18 protein-coding genes are annotated in these 19,943 nt (G+C 72.7%); 4 read left to right on the top strand and 14 right to left on the bottom strand.

Going from position 1 to position 19,943, the window contains the following annotated elements:
* Nucleotides 1-250: 250 nt before the first annotated feature.
* The 3 genes from ACZ5OX_RS27530 to ACZ5OX_RS27520 form a co-directional block, all read right to left on the bottom strand.
* A complete protein-coding gene (locus ACZ5OX_RS27530) occupies nt 251-2,269 on the bottom strand; it encodes a PTS fructose transporter subunit IIABC (RefSeq protein WP_465633787.1) in 2,019 nt (672 codons plus the stop codon).
* Between the two features lie 115 nt (nt 2,270-2,384).
* Nucleotides 2,385-3,356, bottom strand: coding sequence for a 1-phosphofructokinase (pfkB, locus tag ACZ5OX_RS27525; RefSeq protein WP_465633786.1), 972 nt, complete (start codon nt 3,354-3,356; stop codon nt 2,385-2,387).
* Nucleotides 3,353-4,114, bottom strand: coding sequence for a DeoR/GlpR family DNA-binding transcription regulator (locus ACZ5OX_RS27520; protein ID WP_465633785.1), 762 nt, complete (start codon nt 4,112-4,114; stop codon nt 3,353-3,355). The genes pfkB and ACZ5OX_RS27520 overlap by 4 nt, the downstream gene beginning before the upstream one ends.
* Nucleotides 4,115-4,452: 338 nt before the next feature.
* Between ACZ5OX_RS27520 and ACZ5OX_RS27515 the strand changes: the two genes are divergently transcribed.
* On the top strand, nt 4,453-4,725 hold the full coding sequence (locus ACZ5OX_RS27515) for an HPr family phosphocarrier protein (protein ID WP_465633784.1): 273 nt from the start codon (nt 4,453-4,455) through the stop codon (nt 4,723-4,725).
* Entirely contained in the window at nt 4,722-6,380 is a 1,659-nt protein-coding gene (ptsP, locus tag ACZ5OX_RS27510) for a phosphoenolpyruvate--protein phosphotransferase (RefSeq protein WP_465633782.1), read from the top strand. The genes ACZ5OX_RS27515 and ptsP overlap by 4 nt, the downstream gene beginning before the upstream one ends.
* A gap of 196 nt (nt 6,381-6,576) precedes the next feature.
* On the opposite strand, the gene aspA is transcribed toward ptsP, so the two are convergent.
* The 4 genes from aspA to ACZ5OX_RS27490 all read right to left on the bottom strand — a co-directional run bounded on the left by aspA (nt 6,577) and on the right by ACZ5OX_RS27490 (nt 11,536).
* Nucleotides 6,577-7,986, bottom strand: coding sequence for an aspartate ammonia-lyase (gene aspA, locus ACZ5OX_RS27505; RefSeq protein ID WP_465633780.1), 1,410 nt, complete (start codon nt 7,984-7,986; stop codon nt 6,577-6,579).
* 37 nt (nt 7,987-8,023) lie between these two features.
* Nucleotides 8,024-9,040, bottom strand: coding sequence for an asparaginase (locus ACZ5OX_RS27500; RefSeq protein ID WP_465633779.1), 1,017 nt, complete (start codon nt 9,038-9,040; stop codon nt 8,024-8,026).
* A 107-nt stretch (nt 9,041-9,147) separates the two neighbouring features.
* Nucleotides 9,148-10,587 (bottom strand): amino acid permease, encoded by a 1,440-nt coding sequence (locus ACZ5OX_RS27495; RefSeq protein WP_465633778.1) that lies wholly within the window; start codon nt 10,585-10,587, stop codon nt 9,148-9,150.
* A gap of 160 nt (nt 10,588-10,747) precedes the next feature.
* A complete protein-coding gene (locus ACZ5OX_RS27490) occupies nt 10,748-11,536 on the bottom strand; it encodes a gamma-glutamyl-gamma-aminobutyrate hydrolase family protein (protein ID WP_465633776.1) in 789 nt (262 codons plus the stop codon).
* A gap of 266 nt (nt 11,537-11,802) precedes the next feature.
* Here ACZ5OX_RS27490 and ACZ5OX_RS27485 point away from each other — a divergent pair, with 266 nt between their 5' ends.
* Nucleotides 11,803-12,711 carry a LysR substrate-binding domain-containing protein gene (locus tag ACZ5OX_RS27485; protein ID WP_465633775.1) on the top strand — a complete coding sequence of 303 codons (909 nt, stop codon included), beginning with the start codon at nt 11,803-11,805 and terminating at the stop codon, nt 12,709-12,711.
* 77 nt (nt 12,712-12,788) lie between these two features.
* Here ACZ5OX_RS27485 and ACZ5OX_RS27480 read toward each other — a convergent pair whose 3' ends face one another.
* The 7 genes from ACZ5OX_RS27480 to ACZ5OX_RS27450 form a co-directional block, all read right to left on the bottom strand.
* Nucleotides 12,789-14,051 carry a hypothetical protein gene (locus ACZ5OX_RS27480; protein ID WP_465633774.1) on the bottom strand — a complete coding sequence of 421 codons (1,263 nt, stop codon included), beginning with the start codon at nt 14,049-14,051 and terminating at the stop codon, nt 12,789-12,791.
* Nucleotides 14,052-14,532: 481 nt separating this feature from the next.
* Nucleotides 14,533-15,735, bottom strand: coding sequence for a cytochrome P450 (locus ACZ5OX_RS27475; protein WP_465633773.1), 1,203 nt, complete (start codon nt 15,733-15,735; stop codon nt 14,533-14,535).
* Between the two features lie 35 nt (nt 15,736-15,770).
* A complete protein-coding gene (locus tag ACZ5OX_RS27470) occupies nt 15,771-17,141 on the bottom strand; it encodes an NAD(P)/FAD-dependent oxidoreductase (protein ID WP_465633772.1) in 1,371 nt (456 codons plus the stop codon).
* Nucleotides 17,131-17,340 (bottom strand): ferredoxin, encoded by a 210-nt coding sequence (locus ACZ5OX_RS27465; RefSeq protein ID WP_396251442.1) that lies wholly within the window; start codon nt 17,338-17,340, stop codon nt 17,131-17,133. Before ACZ5OX_RS27465 ends, ACZ5OX_RS27470 begins: the two co-directional genes overlap by 11 nt.
* 231 nt (nt 17,341-17,571) lie before the next feature.
* Entirely contained in the window at nt 17,572-17,829 is a 258-nt protein-coding gene (locus tag ACZ5OX_RS27460; RefSeq protein WP_465633771.1) for a hypothetical protein, read from the bottom strand.
* Nucleotides 17,830-18,075: 246 nt separating this feature from the next.
* Nucleotides 18,076-18,510 (bottom strand): Hsp20/alpha crystallin family protein, encoded by a 435-nt coding sequence (locus ACZ5OX_RS27455; RefSeq protein WP_465633770.1) that lies wholly within the window; start codon nt 18,508-18,510, stop codon nt 18,076-18,078.
* Between the two features lie 176 nt (nt 18,511-18,686).
* Complete coding sequence (locus tag ACZ5OX_RS27450; protein WP_465633769.1) at nt 18,687-19,124, bottom strand: Hsp20/alpha crystallin family protein; 438 nt, start codon at nt 19,122-19,124, stop codon at nt 18,687-18,689.
* 118 nt (nt 19,125-19,242) lie between these two features.
* Here ACZ5OX_RS27450 and ACZ5OX_RS27445 point away from each other — a divergent pair, with 118 nt between their 5' ends.
* Nucleotides 19,243-19,929 (top strand): type III effector protein, encoded by a 687-nt coding sequence (locus tag ACZ5OX_RS27445; protein ID WP_465633768.1) that lies wholly within the window; start codon nt 19,243-19,245, stop codon nt 19,927-19,929.
* The last annotated feature ends 14 nt before the right edge of the window (nt 19,930-19,943 follow it).

The raw sequence follows: 19,943 nt of genomic DNA, 5'->3' as shown, positions 1-19,943 counted from the left end.
GGTGAAGATCGTCTCTGTCTGGGCTTTGAACTCTTACGCATAAGGCGGGCCCGGCTGGTTCGCCGGACTTCGCTCTCGGTGTCAGTCAGACCGTTGAGCTGTCCGCCGGGGGAGGGACCACGCTGCCTGCTTCTCGACCTTCGGGGCGCCCGCTCGAACGAGCGGGCGCCCCGAACCGGTTCGGACTCGGCCTGCCGGATCACCCCGGATCACCCCGGACGCACCTCGACGCGCCTCATGGGTCGGCAGGTCAGACGGCGATCGCGTCCTTCCCGGCGACCGGGGAGCCGGGCGCCGCCGCGGCGGCGGGCTTCCGCATCCCCTTGAGCAGCACCACCACCGCCGTGGTGACCGCCGTGCCCGCCGCGACCGCGGCCAGGTACAGGAACGGGCTGCCGATCAGCGGGAGCACCCAGATTCCGCCGTGCGGGGCACGCAGGGTGGAGCCGAAGGCCATCGACAAGCCACCGGCGGTCATGCTGCCGGCGATGCCCGCCGGGATGACCCGCAGCGGGTCGGCCGCCGCGAACGGGATCGCGCCCTCAGTGATGAACGAGGCACCGAGCACCCAGGCCGCCTTGCCGTTCTCCCGCTCCTCGGGGCTGAAGAGCCTGCTCCGGACGACGGTCGCCAGCGCCAGGCCGAGCGGCGGGGTCATGCCGGCAGCCATCACGGCAGCCATCACCTTGAGGCTGCCGGCATCCGGGGTGGTTCCGGCGGTGGTGAGCGCACCGGCCGCGAAGGTGTAGGCGACCTTGTTGAGCGGACCGCCCATGTCGAAGGCCATCATCGCGCCGAGCAGCGCGCCGAGCATGATCGCGTTGGAGCCGGAGAGGCCGTTCAGCCAGTCGGTCAGGCCGTTCATCGCCGAGGCGATCGGCGAGCCGACCACCACGAACATCAGGAAGCCGACCACGGCCACCGACAGCAGCGGGATCACCACGACCGGCATGATGCCCCTGATCGCCCGGGGCACGTTCCAGCGGATCATCCACAGCACCAGGAAGCCCGCGGCCAGGCCCGATACGAGGCCGCCGAGGAAGCCCGCGCCGACCGCCACCGAGACGGCACCCCCGGCGATCCCGGCGGCCAGTGCCGCCCGGTCCGCGATCGCCCAGGCGATGTACCCGGAGAGGACCGGGACCAGGAAACCGAACGAGGTTTTGCCGGTCTGGAACAGCATCGCCGCCCAGCTGTGCGAGGAGGTCCAGTCGAAGTGGCCCAGCACGGATGGCGCGGAGGCGATCTGGTAGCCGCCGATCGCGAAGGCGAGGGCGATCAGCAGACCGCCGGCCGCGACGAACGGAATCATGTAGCTGACGCCCGTCATCAGGTACGTGCGCAGCCGCTGGGCCCAGTGCTCACCCGGCGCGCCCGCTGTGACGACCGGGGCGGGAGCGGTGACCGCGGCAGTGGTGGGACGGGTGCCGGCGCCGGTGACCAGCCCGGCGGCCTGCGCGATCAGGTCGTCGGCGCGGTTGACGCCGGCCTTGACGCCCACGTCCACGGTCGGCTTGCCGGCGAAGCGGGCCCGGTCCCGGATCTCGACGTCATGGGCGAAGATCACCGCATCGGCTGCCGCGATCACCTCGGGGTCGAGCGGCGTCGTCCCGGCCGAGCCCTGGGTCTCGACCTGGATCCGCGCGCCCGCCCGGGCGGCGGCGAGCTCCAGGGCCTTGGCGGCCATGTAGGTGTGGGCGATGCCGGTCGGGCAGGAGGTGACCGCGACCAGCCGCAGCCCGCCGTCGGCAGCGGTCGGCTGGAGAGTGGCAGGCGTCTGCGGAGCAGGGTCCGCCTCCTTCGCAGCGACCGGCGCCTCCTCACCGTTGATCCGCGCCGCGACCGCGCTCGGGTTCTCGGCCTCGCGCAGGGCGCCGGTGAAGGCGGGGTCCATGAGCCGGCGGGCCAGCGCGGCGAGGATCTGCAGGTGGGTGTCGTCCGCACCCGCCGGTGCCGCGATCATGAAGATCAGGTCGGCGGGCCGTCCGTCCGGGGCGTCGAAGTCGACGCCCCTGGCGCTGCGGCCGAAGGCCAGGCTCGGTTGCGTGACGTGGGGCGATCTGCAGTGCGGGATGCCGATCCCGTCACCCATCCCGGTCGGGGCCTGGGCCTCGCGGGCGGCGATGTCGGCGAGGAAGCCCTCGAGGTCGGTGACCCGGCCCTCGGCGACCAGTCGCTGGGCGAGGGCGCGCAGGGCTTCGCTCTTGTCCTCGGGGGCGAGGTAGAGGTCAACGAGTGCGGGTGTGATCAGTCCGCTGGTGTCGCTCATCGTGTCGGTCCTTCGACTGGTGCCTGACGGTGCCCTTGCCCCCGGGAAAGTGCCGCCCTTCCCGTCCCACACGGTCGGGCGTGCTGCCTCCGGCGGTGGACGCCGGAGGACGTTCTCAGCCGCTGAGCGGTCGGTCGAGCGGGAGGTCCGCCGTCACGACCACCGCGGCCGGGTCCAGATCGGCCGGGGTCGGCATGACGCTCCCCGGCAGTTGTACGGCGGCGGCGCCGTGCGCCAGTGCCGCCGCGAGCGCCTCGGGGCCGGTGCCGCCCGCGCCGAGGAAGCCCGCGAGTGAGGCGTCGCCCGCGCCCACGTCGCTGCGGACGGCGGCGACCGGCGCTCTGCCGTACCAGCGGCCCTCCCCGGCGATCAGCAGCATCCCGTCCGCACCGAGGCTGGCGAGGACCTGCTGGGCGCCGCGCTCGCGCAGCTCCTCGGCCGCGTCCACGGCGTCAGCGATGGTGAGGACCGGGCGGCCCACGGCCTCTGCGAGTTCCTCCCGGTTGGGCTTGACCACGTCGGGACGGGCCGAGAGCGCGGCCAGCAGCGCGGGGCCGGAGGTGTCCAGGGCGATCCGGGCACCGCCCGAGTGCACCTGGGCGACCACCTCGGCGTACCACTCGGGTGCCAGTCCGCGCGGCAGGCTGCCGCAGCAGGCGAGCCAGTCCACGTCGTTCCCGGTGCCCTGTCCGACGTCCTGTCCGGTCCTCTGGACGTCGCGGACGAGCGCCAGCAGTGCGGCGGACTCGGCGGCGCTGAGCTCGGGGCCCACCGCGTTGATCTTCGTGAGGCTGCCGCCGTCCTCGGCGATCGAGACGTTGATCCGGGTGTCGCCCGCGATCGGGACCGCCGCGACATCGATGCCCTGGCGGCGCAGCAGGTCGGCGAGCAGTTGCCCGGAGGGGCCGCCCAGGGGGAGGGCGGCGCTGGTGCGGTGGCCGGCGGCCGTGAGCGCGCGGGAGACGTTGACGCCCTTGCCGCCGGGGTCGAGTCGGTCATGCGAGGCCCGGTTGACCTCGCCCGGGACGAGGGTTCCCAGTTCGTAGGTGCGGTCGAGGCTGGGGTTGGGGGTGATGGTGACGATCATGCGCGGATGACTTCCGGTCCGTGGTTCTCGATCTCGGCGGTCTGCTCGTCGGTCAGCCCGGTGTCCGTGACCAGCACGTCCACCTGGTCCAGCGAGCCGAAGCCGGCGAAGTGGCGGGCGCCGTACTTGGAGGAATCGGCCACCAGGACCACCCGCCGGGCAGCGGCGAGCATGGCCCGCTTGACGGCCGCCTCGGCGAGGTCCGGCGTCGAGAGGCCGCCCTCCGGTGAGAAGCCGTTGGTGGCGACGACCGCGACGTCCGCGTGGATGTCCGCCAGGTCGCGCAGCGCCCACGCGTCGACGGCGGCCTGGGTGCGGTGGCGCAGCCGACCTCCGACCAGGTGGAGGGCGAGCCCGCGGTGGTCGGCCAGCCGGGCGGCGACCGGGAGGGCGTTGGTGACGACGGTGAGCGTGCAGTCGGCGGGCAGCAGGCCGGCCAGCCGCGAGACGGTCGTGCCGGCGTCGAGGATGACGCTGCCCTCGCTGGGCAGCAGGGCCAGGGCTGCCCTGGCGATGCGTTCCTTCTCGGCCGCGGCCGTGGAGTCGCGCTCGGCGAGGCCGGGCTCCAGGTGCAGCGCGCCGGCGGGCAGCGCGCCGCCGTGCACCCGGTGCAGCAGACCGGCCCGGTCGAGGGCGCTCAGGTCACGCCGGATGGTCTCCTGCGTCACGCCGAAGTCCTCGGCCAGCGTCGGCACGTCCACCCGGCCCTGCTCCTGGGCGAGGCGGAGGATCTCTTGCTGCCGCTCGGGTGCGTACATGTGGGATTGGGTCCGTTTCATGTCTGTTCGCGCTTGGTTCAGGCCGACCATACGCGCTCGGAGCGGAAAAGCAAGAGGTCATGCCGACTTCTGCCGTCATCTTTGAGTTTGCCCGAACGTGTTGACACCGCTGGCAGATCGGGCATAGAACCAATCAAAACAACACGCTAGCGGGCGTGAAACCACAGAATGCCTGGTCTCTCCGCTACCGCCCCCGTACCGCGGAGACCGGCTCCCCTCGGCTCACCCGCTCACCCTCCGCGCGGGGCCACCGTGCCCCTCGTCCGCCGACCCGGCTCCCACCCGGGCCGGCGCTTCCCTCTCCCTCAAGGACTCCCATGCACTCGATCCAGGTCACCGTCGGATCCCGGAGCGGCCTGCACGCCCGCCCGGCCTCGCTGTTCGTCCAGGCCGCCGCCCGCCAGCCGGTCAAGGTCACCGTCGGCCGCCCGGGCCAGGCCCCGGTCGACGCCCGCAGCCTGCTCTCCGTCCTCGCCCTCGCTGCCGGTCGCGGCGAGACCCTGGAGCTCACCGCCGCCGGCGACCAGGCCCAGGAGTCGCTGAAGGCGCTCGCCGACCTGCTCGCCTCCGACCTCGACGCAGCGGCATGAGCGCTCCGATCCGCGGGATCGGCGTCGGTACGGGCAGCGCAGCGGGCCCGGTCGCCCGGATGGCGCCCGCACCCGCGCTGCCCGCCCCGAGGCCCGTCCCCGACCCGACGGCCGAAGCGGCCGCGGTCCGCGCCGCCCTCACCGCGGTCGTCACCGACCTGGACGAGCGTGCCGCCCGCGTGAGCGGCCCCGCCTCCGAGGTGCTCGCCGCGCAAGCCATGATGGCCGCCGACCCCGTCCTCGCCGACGAGGCGGCCGCGCTGGTCCAGCGGGGCACCGACGGCGCCCACGCGCTCGCCACCGCCTTCGACGGCTTCCGCGCCGCACTGCTCGCCGCCGGCGGTCACTTCGCGGAACGGACCGCCGACCTGGACGACCTCCGCGACCGCGCAGTGGCGCACCTGCTCGGCCTGCCCGTACCCGGCCTGCCGGACCCCGGACACCCGTACGTCCTGGTCGCCGACGACCTGGCACCCGCCGACACGGCGCTGCTCGACCCCGCCCGGGTGCTGGCCCTCGTCACTGTCCGCGGCGGACCGACCAGCCACACCGCCATCCTCGCCAAGGCGCTCGGCGTGCCCGCCGTGGTCGGCTGCGCCGACGCGAGGGAGCTGGAGGACGGCCGGCAGGTCCTGGTGCACGGCGCGGACGGCGTGGTCGAACCCGACCCGAGCCCGGAGGCGCTCCGGCGGGCCGCCGAACGGGAGCGACGCCGCCGCGCGCTGTCGGCCGCGGTCCGGGGACCGGGCCGGACGGCGGACGGCCACCGCGTCGCGCTGCTGGTCAACCTCGGCGCGCCGCACGAACTGGCCGGCGCGGCCACCGCCGACGCCGAGGGCGTGGGCCTGTTCCGCACCGAGTTCCTCTTCCTGGACCGCGCCGAAGCACCGGGCCTCGCCGAACAGGCCGCCGCCTACCGGCAGGTCTTCGAGGCCTTCGCCGGCCGCCGGGTGGTCGTCCGCACCCTCGACGCGGGCGCGGACAAGCCGCTGCCCTTCGCCACCTCCACCGATGAGGAGAACCCGGCCCTGGGCGTCCGGGGCCTGCGGACCGCCGCCCGCGACCCCCAGCTCCTGGAGACCCAGCTCGCCGCGATCGCCGAGGCCGCCGGGAGTGGCAGCGCACAGGTGTGGGTGATGGCGCCGATGGTGTCGGTCCCCCGTGAGGCCGCCGAGTTCGCCGCCCGGGTCCGTGCGCACGGACTGCCGCTGGCCGGCGCGATGATCGAGGTCCCGGCGGCCGCCCTGCGGACCGACCGGCTGGCCGAGGTCTGCGACTTCTTCAGCGTCGGCACCAACGACCTGGCCCAGTACGCCTTCGCCGCCGACCGCACCCTCGGCGCCCTCGCCGAACTGCTCGACCCGTGGCAGCCGGCCCTGCTCACCCTGGTCGCCACCGCCGCCCGCGCCGCGGCGGACCACGGCCGCCCCATCGGCGTGTGCGGCGAGGCCGCCGCCGACCCGGCCCTCGCCCTGGTCCTGGTCGGCCTCGGGATCACCAGCCTGTCCGCCGCACCCTCCTCGCTCCCCGAGGTACGGGCCGCACTGGCCGCCCACACCCTCGCGGAGTGCCGCGAACTCGCCGAGCTCGCCCTGCGGGCCGACGACGCCGCCGACGCCCGCGGCAAGGTCCGCTCGAGGATCACCGGCGGCTGATCCACCCCTCCGGGCGCCGGGCCCGGCCCGCCCCACCGAGGAGGGCCGGGCCCGCCCGGCGGCCCTGCGGAACGCCGTCCACGCCGTCCACGCCGTCAAGCGGGGCCGCCGGAGTCACCACCGACCGGCAGCCCGACCGGCAGCCCGACCGGCAGCCCGCCCGGGAGCGACCGAGTGGCCGGCCGGGGCGTCGTCCTCAGGCCACGGCCGCACCGCTGCCGGCGATGACCTCGGGCCGCAGCAGGGCGGCGAGCCGCTCCGCCGGGAGCAGGCCCTTCTCCAGGACGAGTTCGGCCACGCCCCGGCCGCTCGCCAGGGCCTCCTTGGCGATGTCGGTGGCCGCCGTGTACCCGATGTGCGGGTTCAGGGCGGTCACCAGCCCGATGGAGTTCTCGACGGTCGCGCGCAGCACCTCGGTGTTGGCGGTGATGCCGGCGACGCAACGCTCGGCGAGGGTGAGGCAGGCGGCGCGCAGATGGGTGATCGACTCCGACAGCGAGTGCAGGATGATCGGCTCGAAGGCGTTGAGCTGGAGCTGACCGGCCTCGGCGGCCATGGTGATCGCGACGTCGTTGCCGATCACCTCGAAGGCGACCTGGTTGACGACCTCGGGGATCACCGGGTTGACCTTGCCCGGCATGATGCTCGAACCGGCCTGCACGGGCGGCAGGTTGATCTCGCCGAGGCCCGCGCGCGGCCCGGAGGACAGCAGTCGCAGGTCGTTGCAGGTCTTGGACAGCTTGACGGCGATGCGCTTGAGCACCCCGGACATCTGGACGAACGCGCCGCAGTCCTGGGTGGCTTCGACCAGGTTGGCCGCGGTGACCAGGGGCAGCCCGGTGATGTCGGCGAGGTGGCGCCGGGCGGCCTCGGCGTATCCGGTGGGGGCGTTGAGGCCGGTGCCGATCGCCGTCGCGCCGAGGTTGATCTCGTGGATCAGCTCGACGGCCTCCGCGAGCCGGCTGCGGTCCTCGTCGAGCATGACGGCGAAGGCGGAGAACTCCTGCCCGAGCGTCATCGGTACGGCGTCCTGCAGCTGCGTGCGGCCCATCTTCAGCACGTCGCGGAACTCGACGGCCTTGCGGGCGAAGGCGTCCTGGAGGACGGCCATCGCGTCGAGCAGGCCCCGTACCGCGAACACCGTCGCGATCCGGACGGCGGTCGGATAGACGTCGTTGGTGGACTGGCCGAGGTTGACGTCCTCGTTGGGGTGCAGGTGCCGGTACTCGCCCTTGGCGTGCCCCAGCAGCTCCAGCGCCCGGTTGGCGACGACCTCGTTGGCGTTCATGTTGGTCGAGGTGCCGGCGCCGCCCTGGATGACGTCCACGACGAACTGGTCGTGCAGCTTTCCGGCGCGGATCTCGCGGCAGGCGGCGACGACGGCCCCGGCCTTCGCGGGTTCCAGCAGGCCGAGTTCCTCGTTGGCGAGGGCGGCGGCCTCCTTCACCGCGGCCAGCGCGTCGATCAGGTGCGGGTAGGCGGAGATGGGCGTGCCCGTGATGGGGAAGTTCTCGGTGGCGCGCAGGGTGTGGACGCCCCAGTAGGCGTCGGCGGGGACGTCGCGGTCCCCGAGCAGGTCGTGTTCGCTGCGGGTGGCGGCGGTCATGGGTGTGCGGGTCCTCTTCTCGGAGTGGTGGGTCGGGTCACGCGGGGGCGAACAGGGCCGACGGGTCCAGCGCCGCCACCGGCCGCACGCCGCCGACGGGCCGGCCGCCGCCGGTCGCCGGCTCCCCCGCGAACCCGGCCAGCAGCCGGGGGTCGACTCCCGCCAGCGCCAAGGCGGCCGCCGCCACCGGGATGCGCGCCCGGTTCGCCCCGTCGGCGATCTTCAGGGCGACGGCGCGGCCGTCCGGCAGCGCTGCGATCTGGACGCCCTCGAAGCCGTCCTTGGCGAGCAGCCCGGGTACCGCGCGCATCAGCACGGCCACGTCCCGCCCCGCACCGGAGGCCATCTCCGGGTGGGTGCGCAGCGCGTCCGCCACCCGGAATTCAGGGGTCCCGGGCGCGCCGGTGGCGATGCGCGCGGCCGCGCGGGCCAGGCCGTGCAGGGAGACGGCGAACAGGGGGGTGCCGCAGCCGTCCACGGTGGCGCGCGCGATGCGCTGGCCGGTGAGGTCCTCCACGACTTCCGCGATCATCCGCTGGAGCGGGTGCTCAGGGGCGTCGTAGTCCTGCAGCGGCCATCCGTTGAGCTTGCAGAGGTGGAGCATCGCGGCGTGCTTGCCGGAGCAGTTCTGGGCGAGTCGGGAGGGCGGGCGGTCGTCCCGGATCCAGGTGTCGCGGACGGCCGGGTCGTACGGCAGGTCGGGGACGTTGCGCAGGTCGTCCTCGGTGAGGCCGGCGAGCGCCAGGATCCGCCGGGCACCGGCGAGGTGGCGTTCCTCGCCGGAATGGCTGCCCATGGCGAGGGCGAGTAGTTCGCCGTCGAGCGGCAGTCCCGCCCGGACCATGGCGACGGCCTGGACGGGCTTGAGGGCCGATCGCGGGTAGCACGCGGCCTCCGCGTCGCCGAGATGGAACCGGACCTTGCCGTCGCCACCGAGGACGACGACGGAACCGTAGTGGGTGCTCTCGACCACGCCGCCCCGGGTGACGTGGGCGACGGGCGTGTGGCGGGGCTCGCGGATCGCGGGCGCGTCCGCGAGGGGGCTGGTGAGCATGACTGCCTCGATCGGTGATGGCTTGGGGCTGGTGACCTGTGTGCCTGGGGGCGGCGGGCCCGGGCGGACGAGCGGTGGGTACGCGGGGTCCCCCGGGCCGCCCGGGTTCAGTCGTCGGCTCCGGCGGCGGCGCGCGCGATGCGCCCGCGGATCGCGTACCAGCCGGCGACGAGTGCCGCAGCGATGATCGGTACGCACAGCACGGTGGTGCGCCCGGCGCCGCCGTCGGCGTACATGAGGACCAGGACGGCGGCGAGGAAGGCCAGCGTCACGAGTTCGGTCCAGGGCGAGCCGGGCAGGCGGTAGCCGGGGCGGGTCAGTTCGCCGGCCGTGGTCTTCCGCCAGAACAGGAGGTGGCAGACCATGATCATGCCCCAGGTGGCGATGATGCCGATGGCCGCGAGGTTGAGCACGATCTCGAACGCGTCGGCGGGGACCACGAAGTTGAGGCCGACACCGAGGACGCACATGCCGCTGGTGAGCAGGATGCCGCCGTAGGGCACCTGGGTGCGGCTCATCCGTGCGGTGAAACGCGGGGCCGATCCGTTGACGGCCATGGAGCGCAGGATGCGGCCGGTGGAGTAGAGGCCGGAGTTGAGCGAGGACATCGCCGCGGTGAGGACGACCAGGTTCATCACACTGCCCGCCGCCGGGACACCGATGTGGGAGAGCACCGTCACGAAGGGACTCTGGCCGGAGGTGTACTTGTTCCACGGCATCAGCATCGACAGCAGCACGACCGAGCCGACGTAGAACAGGCCCACGCGCCACATGATCGAGTTGATCGCCTTCGGCATGATCTTCTCGGGGTTCTCGGTCTCCCCGGCCGTCACGCCGACCAGTTCGACGGAGGCGTAGGCGAAGACGACGCCCTGGATGATCAGCAGCATCGGCAGCAGGCCGTTGGGGAAGATCCCGCCGTTGTCGGCGATCAGGGACGGGCCGGGTACGACGCCGTCGACCGGGTGCCGGGTGACGAGCAGGAAGATCCCGATTCCCATGAAGACGACCAGGGCGCCGACCTTGACGATGGCGAACCAGAACTCCAGTTCGCCGAAGATCCGCACCGAGATGAGGTTCACGGTGAGGACCACGGCCAGGGCTATGAGCGCGATCACCCACTGCGGGACGTCGGAGAACAGGTGCCAGTAGTGGGTGTACGTGGCGACGGCGGTGATGTCGGCGATGCCGGTGGTCGCCCAGTTGAGGAAGTACATCCAGCCCGCGGTGTACGCGCCCTTCTCGCCCAGGAACTCCCGGGCGTACGAGACGAAGGCGCCGGAGGACGGGCGGTACAGCACGAGCTCGCCGAGCGCGCGCACGACGAGGAAGGCGAAGACGCCGCAGACGGCGTACGCGACGAACAGGGAGGGCCCGGCGTCGGCGAGCCGTCCGCCCGCGCCGAGGAACAGGCCGGTGCCGATGGCACCGCCGATGGCGATCATGTTGACGTGCCGGGGCTTCAGGGACTTGCTGTAGCCGGTGTCACCGGCGTCGACGTGACGGGTCGTGGGGCGCTTCTCGTCGTTGAGGAACTGCTCGCTCACGCCTCGGCTCTGCCTTCTCTTGAGGTGTCCGCGCGCCGGGGGCGCACTATGTCGGTGAGGGTGGCCTCCACGCGGTGGAGGCGGTGGGACATCGCCACGTGCCGGCGCACCTCCAGGAGATCGCCGGCCGCGTAGTCGCCGGGGTCGGGGCGCAGCGGCGTCAGGACACCGGGGTCGACGGAGCGGCCTCCGGTGTACCCCGCCGGATGCGCACCTCGCTCTCGGCGACGCGACCCGGAGCGGGGTTCGGGGTCGCCCTGGCGGCGGCCACCAGGGCGTGCACCACGGCCGAATCGAAAGCCACTTCGGGGTGCCACTGCACGCCGACCGCGAAGCGGTGCCGGGTGCTCTCGACCGCCTCGATGGTGCCGTCCGCCGTGCGGGCGCCCACGATCAAGCCGGCCCCGAGGGAGTCCACCGCCTGATGATGGTGCGTGGCGACCTGGCGGGTCCCCGGAATGAGTGCGCCGATCCGCGTCCCCGGCACCGTGGTGACGGCATGGGGGGAGAAGTGGCCGCCGTGCAGGTTGTGCCCGTGGTGACCCACCGTTTCGGGGAGGTGCTGGATCAGGGTGCCGCCGGCGTGCACGTTCATCAACTGCATTCCCCGGCACACTCCGAGCACCGGTATGTCACGCGCGAGGGCCTCGGCCAGCACCGCCCACTCCCACTGGTCGCGCTCGCGGACCGGCGGTCCCGTGCACGGATGCGGCCGCGCCCCGTACAGCGCGGGGTCCACGTCCTCGCCGCTGGTCAGGACGATCGCGTCCAGGCGCGCGACGACATCGGCCGCGGCTTCCGGCGCGTCCGGCGGCAGCAGGACCGCGCGGCCCCCCGCCGCCTGGAGACAGCTGATGTACGCCGCGGGCAGCAGCGCGGCGGGCAGCTCCCACTCCCCCCACTGAGCGTCGGCGAGGTAGGTGGTCAGTCCGATGAGTGGTTTGGGCATACCACTTCCTTTCAGGGGCGGGAGTCGATCGTCGACGGCCGTCTCCTTCGCAGCCCACCCGCCCGACGGACGCGGGTCAGGAGTGCTGCGGAAGAGGGGGTGCACGGCGCCGCGGGCGCACGAAAGCGCCCGACGAGGGAGGTGGTGGGTCGCGGGCCCGGGGGGCGGAGGCTTGCGCATCCGGGCCGCGAGCAAGAATCCTGCTGCCGTTCATGCTTAAGCACAAGAAAAGACATCTTCGCGACAGATAAGTGAGCCTTAACTCCGTGCAGAGACTCGACCCCCGGTTGCTCGCCACCCTCGAAGCCGTGGTCCGCCACCGCTCCTTCAACGCCGCCGCACGCGAGCTGGGTTACAGCGCGCCCGCCGTCTCGCAACAGATCGCCGAACTCGAACGCCGCACCGGTCTCATCCTGATCGAGCGCCGCCCCGTACGCGCCACCCCGGCCGGCACGGTCCTCCTCGACGCCGAACAGCGCGTCCGAAGCGCACTGGCGGCGGCGTCCGTGGAACTCGACGCCATGCGTGCGGGCACTGCCGGAAGGATCAGGCTCGGCGCCTTCGCCTCGGCCGCCGCCGGCATCGTCCCGCAGGCGCTGGCAGAGCTTCACGCGGTCTATCCCGATGTGGAGGTCAGCCTCTCCCAAGTGGAGCCCGAAGCCGGCTACAGCCGGCTCAAGCGGGGAGACATGGACTTGGCCCTCAGTTACGACTACGACTTCATCCCGGTGCCACCGCCCCGGACACTGCGCCGAACGCTGGTCGCACGGGACCCGGTCGTGGCGGTGGTCCCGGCCGACCACCACCTCGCCCACCGGGACGTCATCGACCTGGCCGGCCTCGCGGCCGAGACCTGGATAGCGGCTCCGGAGGCCGCGTTGCGCCTGGAACTGCTCGCTCAGATGGCCAAGACACCGGGCTTCCAGGCCCGCCTGGAATACGACGGCGACGACTTCAACACCGTGCTCGGCTTCGTGGCCGCGGGCCTGTGCGTCGCCGTCATGCCGCGGCTGGCCCTCCCCCCGGGTATCACCCAGGTCGTGGCGCGCCCCCTCGCAGGACCGGAGTTGACGCGCTTCATCTACACCGTCCGCATCGACACCCGGCACGCCCCACGCGCCCTCCTGGACCTGGAACGCATGCTCGCCGCGCAGGCACTGACCGCCCTCTCATGAGGCGGGGACAAGGCCTCGACGAGTTCGGACCCGAACGTCGCCGGCCCGCCTGCGGGCCGGGCCCTCCGGGCGGCCCCTCACCCCTCCGGTCGGACACTCCGGTCGGCGGTGAGCCGCTCCCGCCACTCGGCCACGGCGACGGGGGACATCGCCGCGAGACGGGCGATCACCTCGTCGTCCCGCCCGTCGGTCCAGCTGAGGACCCGGGTCAGGACGGTGTTCCGGACCAGGCGGACCTCCTTGAGCAGCTCCTCCAAGCGCTTCAGCTCCTCCCCGGTGGCGGAAAGCGTGTCATCAACCGCCGCCCTTTCCTCGGCCCGCTGTTGCCGCAGGTAGGCCGCCAGGCCGGTGAGGACCACACCGTCGTCGGCCGCAGCGCTGCGAAACGTCTCGGCGAGGTGGTCCAACACCCAGTCAGTGGCGTCGGCGAGACTCGCTCCCACGACCTTCGCGCCCTCCCAACTGCTCCGTCCGGCATCGCTGGTCCGCAGCCAGAGCCCGGCTTCGACCGGGGCGCGGTCGCCGCAAGCGGCCGCGCGGTAGGCGTACAGAGCCGCACGGTGACCGTAGAAGGTGTAGCCCTCCTCGATCCGGACGCCCGCCGGAGTGCACATGCGTCCCGGAACGCCGCCGTAGCCGGAATCGGGTTCGTACGTGGCGTAGGTGTCCAGCTCGGCGTCGGCAGCCGTCGCCCAATCCGGATCGCACAGCTCCGGATTCCGGGCGAGGAAGTCCGCCACTTCCACCCGCCATCCGGGAACCGGGCTCATGCGGGGCTCGGACCAGGCCACCGTGCCCGTCGCGTCGAACGTGTAGAGGCAGGCCTGTTCGAGATCGGTCCAGGCCGTGGCGGCCTCGGCGGACCACTCCAGATCCCCGGCCGGGCCCACACGATGCAGCGAGCCGATCACCCGCTGGACCACGGGCAGGATCCGTCGGACCAGTGCGTAGAGCTCCTCCGCGCTGAAGAAGCGCCAGGTATCGGCGCCCTGCTCGTCGACAGTGCGGTGGGTGAGCAGGAGCGCGAACACGGCCGGGGAGGGCAGAGCGCCATCGCCGACCGCGGCCCGGCGGTGCCCCGGAAGCCAGGGGGCGGCGCCCTCGTCCTGGGTTCGCCAGTCGGTGTCCCCGAACCAAACGGCACCGGTGGCGGCGTCGACGGCGAGCCACTGCTGGTAGCCGTTGCCCGGCCCGAACCGTTCCCGGTGGTGCTCGGCCCGCTGGTCGTGCCACACGTATTCCGCTGGGGGCGGATTGAGTTGGACGGCGACGAAACCGTCCTGCGGGGTGTACCCGACAACGACATGTGCAGTCGGTTTGCTGTTCTCGGTCCCGGACATGCGACTCCCTCCGCGCCGGACAGTGGCGGATCCGCCACTGTCCGGCACCGAGCCTGCCCTGTGGGAGCTGTTGCGATCAAATCCGATCACTTGTGGACTTGTCGCCCAAGGAAAGTCCGCCCACGTGCGAACGCGACGGGGCTGACGACAGGTGATCGTGGGAGCGCTGCCCACCGGGTTCCGGAACCTTCGGACCGGTCGACCAACAGGCGGCGCTGCGCTGGGTGCGCGCCGAGATCCGCTCTGGACGACCGCCCGTTGAAGAGCCCTGCGGCGGCCGGAGAGGCCAGTTGGGCGAAGGGATGGCTGAGTCAGATAGCCGAAATACCGTCGGTTTCGTCTCGTGGCGAACTTCCGATGGTTGGCCGCAACAGGTCCAACTCCCTTGCGTGACGCCTTTGGTGACCAGGCGCCGGTCGATACGGACCAGTCGTTACGGAGACTTCGCGCGGGCCGGAGCAGGCCGCGGGCAACGTCGCGGTCAGAATCGGATGGGGAGGTGGCGGGGGCCGCGGAGCATGGCGGCGTGCCGGTAGGGGGGTGGGTCCTGGAGGAGGGTTGCGCCGGTGAGGCGGGGGATCAGTGCGCCGAGCGCGGCCTGGGCTTCGATACGGGCGAGTGGTGCGCCGTAGCACAGGTGGACGCCGCCGCCGAAGCCGAGGTGCTGGTTGTTGTCCGGGCGGGTGGGGTCGAACCGGTCGGGATCGTGGAACCGCTTGGGGTCGCGGTTGCCGGAGGCCAGCGCGAGCACGACGGAGGTGCCCTTGGGGAGGGTGGTGCCGGCGATGTCCACGTCGGCGAGGGGGATGCGTTGCCGCATGTGCACCGGGGGCTCGTAGCGCAGCAGCTCCTCCACCGCGGCCGGTAGCAGGTCGGGTTCGCGGCGCAGCCGGTCCAGTTGGTCGGGGTGGCGCAGCAGGGTGAGGACTCCGTTGGTGATGAGGTTGACGGTGGTTTCGTGTCCGGCGATGAGGAGCAGTACGGCGGTTTGCGCGAGTTCCTCGTGGGTGAGCCGCATGGCCGGGTCGGGTTCGTTGATGTAGGCGGAGAGCATGTCGCCGGTGGGACGGTCGCGGCGTTGTTCGGCGAGGTTCACCAGGTACTGGCCCATCTCGATCAGCGCCTGCTCACCGGCCCGGTCCCGCTCGGCGGAGGACTCCTCGTCGGGTCTGACGTCGGCGGAGGCGACGATCGCGTCGGACCATTGCCGGAACTGTGGTTCGTCTTCCTGGGGGACGCCGAGCAGTCGGCAGATGACGGTGACGGGCAGCGGGTAGGCGAAGTCGTCGACGATGTCGATCGGGGTGCGGTCCTGGAGGTTCTGGAGCAGTTCTTCGGTCATTTCGGTGATCTGGCCGCGCATGGCGTCGATGCGGCCGGCGCTGTGCGGCGGGCCGAACGGCCGCATGGCCAGGCCGCGCAGTCTGTGGTGCTCGGGGTCGTCGAGCCGTAGGAACGGCGGCTTCGTGGCCCCCTCGGGCGGGGTGGCGAGGCTGCGGGGATCGGCGCTGATGCGTGGGTCGTGGAGGAGCGCGGTGATCTCGTGGTAGGTGCCGACCAGGTAGCTGCCGTCCGCCTGCCGCACGACGGGACCGGCTTCGCGCAGTTCCGTGTAGAGCGGGTAGGGGTCGGGGCGGTTGGCGTAGTCGGTGATCCGTTCCAGGAGGGTGTCGGCGGCGGCCATGGGGTGGGGCTCCTCGTGGTTGGGCGGGGTGTGGGTCAGGTGGGCTGGACCAGGGTCAGTCGGCGGTCGGGCAGGTGTCCGGTGAGCGCGACGGTCGGGCCGTGGGAGAGCCCCTTCGGATCCGGCACGTCGGAGGGGAGCGGGAGCTCGGCCGCGAGCGGGCGGTCGGACGCGCCGGGCGCGGGTGGGAAGGGGGCGGCGGTCTCGATCAGGTGCGTGTAGTAGTCGAGTGACTTGGCCATGTCGACGGTGACCGCGGCGGTGACCCGGCCCTGGTAGCCGTAGACCATCGCCAGGCGACGCTCCTCCAGCTTGCCCTGGGCGATGACCACGTGGTCGGAGAAGGTGGGCACGCCCACGGACTTGATGTTGAGCCCGAACTGGGTCGACCAGAACGTCGGGAGGGCAAGGTGCGGGCGGCGCAGAGGGCCGGGACTGACCATGTTGTGGGCGGCCACCTCGGCCTGCGCGACCGCGTTGCCCCAGTGCTCCAGGGAGAGCATCTGGTAGCCGAACAGTGGGTGGGGGAAGCGGGAGACGTCACCGGCCACGAAGACGTCGTCGGTGACGATGCCGTACATGTTGAAGGCCCGGCACCCGGCGTCGCAGGCGATCCCGCGCGGGCCTGCCGCCAGTCCGGAGTCCGCCAGCCATTCGACGTTGCGGACCGCCCCCAGGGCCGCCACGCACACGTCCGCCTCCACACGGCTGCCGTCGGACAGGTCCGCACCGGTGAACCGGCCGTTCCCGTCGCCCCTCAGGGCGGTGACGGTCACCCCGCAGCGCAGGTCCACCCCGTGGTTGCGCTGCATGGCGGCCGCGAGTTTCGACAAGGTGCCGCCGAGCGCGCCCACCAAGGGGGCGGGGCCGCGTTCGGTGACCGTGACGTCGAGACCGCGTTCCCGGCAGGCCGAGGCGATCTCCGAACCGGTGAAGCCCCCGCCGATCACCAGCACCCGCCGCGGCCCCGCGGCCAGTCGCTCGGCCAGCCCGGCGGCATCCTCGCGGGTACGCAGCGTGAACACTCCGTCCAGGGCGGCCTCCGCCGCCTTGGGCCAGGGCCTGGCCCGGGTGCCGGTGGCGATCAGCAGCCGGTCGAACGGCAGCGAATCGCCGTCGGCCAGCAGCACCCGCTTCCCGAGAGGGTCCAGGCCGGTGGCACGGACCCCGAGCCGCCAGTCGGCGTCCGGGTCCCGGCGCATCGGCAGAGCGGTGGAGTCCGCCGCGACCTTGCCGAGCAGGACCTGCTTGGACAGCGGCGGCCGGTCGTAGGGCGGATGGGGCTCGTCCCCGACCACGGTCAGGGAGCCGGTGAAGCCCTCCTCGCGCAGCGACTCGGCGGCCCGCAACCCGGCCAGCGACGCGCCGACGATGACGATCCGGCCTTCTCGAAGGTCAGCGGCCATCGGGGCTCACCTCCTTGCCGAGGACGATGGCCTGGACCGGGCACGCCGCCGCGGCCTGGCGCACGCGCTCCAGCTGGTCGTCGGGAACGGCCGGGGCGTACAGCAGTCCCTCTTCCCCGTGCAGCTGGAACACCTCCGGCGCGAGGAACACGCACTGCGCGTAGCCCTGGCAGCGTGTGAGGTCCACAACGATCTGCATGCCATTACTCCCTCCGTCACCCCCTCCGTTCCAGAGTGGGGGATGGACCGGACCTTCGCATGGCTACGGGTCGTGCCCGGCGAGAAGGGGCGGGGAGCGGAGAGCGCCGGCCGATCATCCGGCGCGTCCTGGCGGTGACGTCGTCCCGGACCGCGACCGGCTGAAACGAAGCCGGCCCGGCTCCCGGCCGTCAAGCGGCCGGGAGCCGGGCGGATGGCCGGGCCTGCGCGGTCATCGGGGCAGGGGGCTGATGCGGACAGGGCCCACGACGACCGTCGCGCCGTGCGGCTGCTCCGGACAGGTGACCGGTGGCCGAACGGCTGGTGTCCGCGGGGCGGGCGTGCGGACCGGTCGGCCATGGCGGTCCAGGGCGTCGGTCAGACGGTGGTGGGCGTCGATGACGCGGGCGAGTCGCTCGGCGGCGGCCGGGGCGTCACAGGCCCGGTTCCAGGACGCCTCGTCCACGGCTTCGGCGGTCTGCGCGGTCATGGCGCGCACCTCGCGGCTGACCGGGGTGCCGCGCGGTGGGTCCCGGGAAGAAGCCCGTGGTTCCGCGCGGCACCCGACCCTGTCACTTTCCGTGGGTTCCAGGCCCGAGGGCCAAGGTCGGGCCTGGAAATTCGTGGCCTGCGCCGTTCGGCGCAGGGTCTCGGGTCGGGGCGCCGCGCGGGCGGCCGAAGGGTGTTCCGCCCGCGCGGCACCGTTTCCCCCTGGGGGACCAGGTCCGACGGGTGGTCAGGCCTGGAGTTCCTTGCGGTCGCTGCCGCCGCTGATCTGGATCTTGCGGGGCTTGGCGGTCTCGGCGACCGGGATGGTGAGGGTGAGTACGCCGGCCTCGTAGGCGGCGGTGATGTGCTCGGCGTCGAGGGCGTCGCCGAGGAACAGTTGCCGGGAGAAGACCCCGAGTGGGCGTTCGGAGAGCTGGACCTCGGCGTTGCCGCCGCGCTGCGTGGGGCGGCGCTCGGCCTTGACGGTGAGCACGTTCTTCTCGACGTCCAGGTCGATCGCGTCCGGGCTGATGCCGGGAAGGTCGAACTGGACGTAGAACGTGTCGCCGTCGCGCCAGGCGTCCATCGGCATCGCGGACGGGCGCGACCAGGTGCCGGCCGTGGCGAACAACTGCTGGGTGAGTCGGTCCAGCTCGCGGAACGGGTCAGTGCGCATCAACATCGTCGAATACCTCCTCGTCGAATCAACGGGCGACTTCGACGCGCTCACACATCCCTCCTGGTATGTCACCTTCTCGGCGATACGTCGCACATGTCGCCGGATGGATGACAGGGCGGATGGTCAGGCGTCCTGGGGCCGGGCCCCGGTGTCAGTGGCCTTCAGGGCCTCGCGCGGGTTCACGCCGCCGCGGCGACAACGGCCTGGCCGCTCTCCTCGGGCGACTGGCCGGCCTCACTGGCCCGGACGGCGATCTTGCGGGGCCGGTAAGCCGGGGCGACGGGGGCGGTGAGGGTCAGGACGCCGTCCTGCAGGTGGGCCGCGATACGGCCCGGGTCGAGGCTGTCGGCCAGCTGGATCCGGCGCTCGAACACCCCGTGGGTCCGCTCGGCGAGTCGGGTGCGCGCGCCCTCGCCGCGCGGGGTGGGACGGCGTTCGGCCTTCACGGTCACCATCCGGCCCAGCACGTCGACCTCGATCGCCTCCGGCGCGACGCCGGGCAGGTCGAGTGCGATCACGAAGCGCTCGTCCTCGCGCCAGGCGTCCATCGGAATCGGGGCCGGCCGCGACCAGGACCCAGGGGGCGCCTGGTGGGTCACCGCAGTGGGCATGGACATCGTCGGAACACCTCCGGTCCAGAAGGTCTTCTTGTTCGCACCGGTGCGGCGCGACACGAACCGTTGTAACATGTCGTCCAGGTGATGACAAACACCCAGTCAGCGAAAGAGTGACGACATGGATACGCAGGACACCGGCGCGGCCGGGGTGGGGCCGGCCTCGTTCCTGGCCGCCGCCGCCGCGCTGGGGATGATGGACGCCGCCGCCCGCACCGCCCGCCACGCACCCCCGGACGACGCGGGCCAGAGCGACCCGCACCCTGCCCTGTCCGCGCTCTTGATGCTGCGCCACCTTCGCGAGGAACTCGCCGGCTGGGAGACCGGTCTGATCGAGACAGCCCGCGGCGCCGGCGCCACCTGGGCCGACCTCGCCGAACCGATGGGCGTCCAGAGCCGCCAGGCCGCCGAGCGCCGCTACCTGCGCATGCGCCCGAACGCCGATGCCGGCACCGAGGCGGGCAGCACCGGCGAGCAGCGTGTCCAGGCCACCCGCGACCAGCGTGCCGCCGACCGCGCGGTGACGACCTGGGCCCGCGACAACGCCGCGGACCTGCGCCGCCTCGCCGGACAGATCGGCGCCCTGGACGACCTCACCGCCTCGGCGTCCCCTGCCATGGAACGCCTGCTGGACGCGCTCGGCCACGACGACCCCGCCCGCCTGCTCGCCCCGCTCGCCGAGACCCGGCCCCTCCTGGAGGCGGACCACCCTGCGATCGCCGACCGCCTCGATGAACTCACCGCCCGAACCGAACAGCTTCGTGCCGAGAGCGACCGGCAGCGCCGCACACCCCAGGCCGGCCCGTGAGCACCCCGGCCGCG

This window comes from Kitasatospora sp. NPDC032121 (assembly GCF_055580145.1).
Note: the sequence above shows the minus strand (reverse complement) of the source record. Positions and strands in the feature narration are given on the sequence as shown.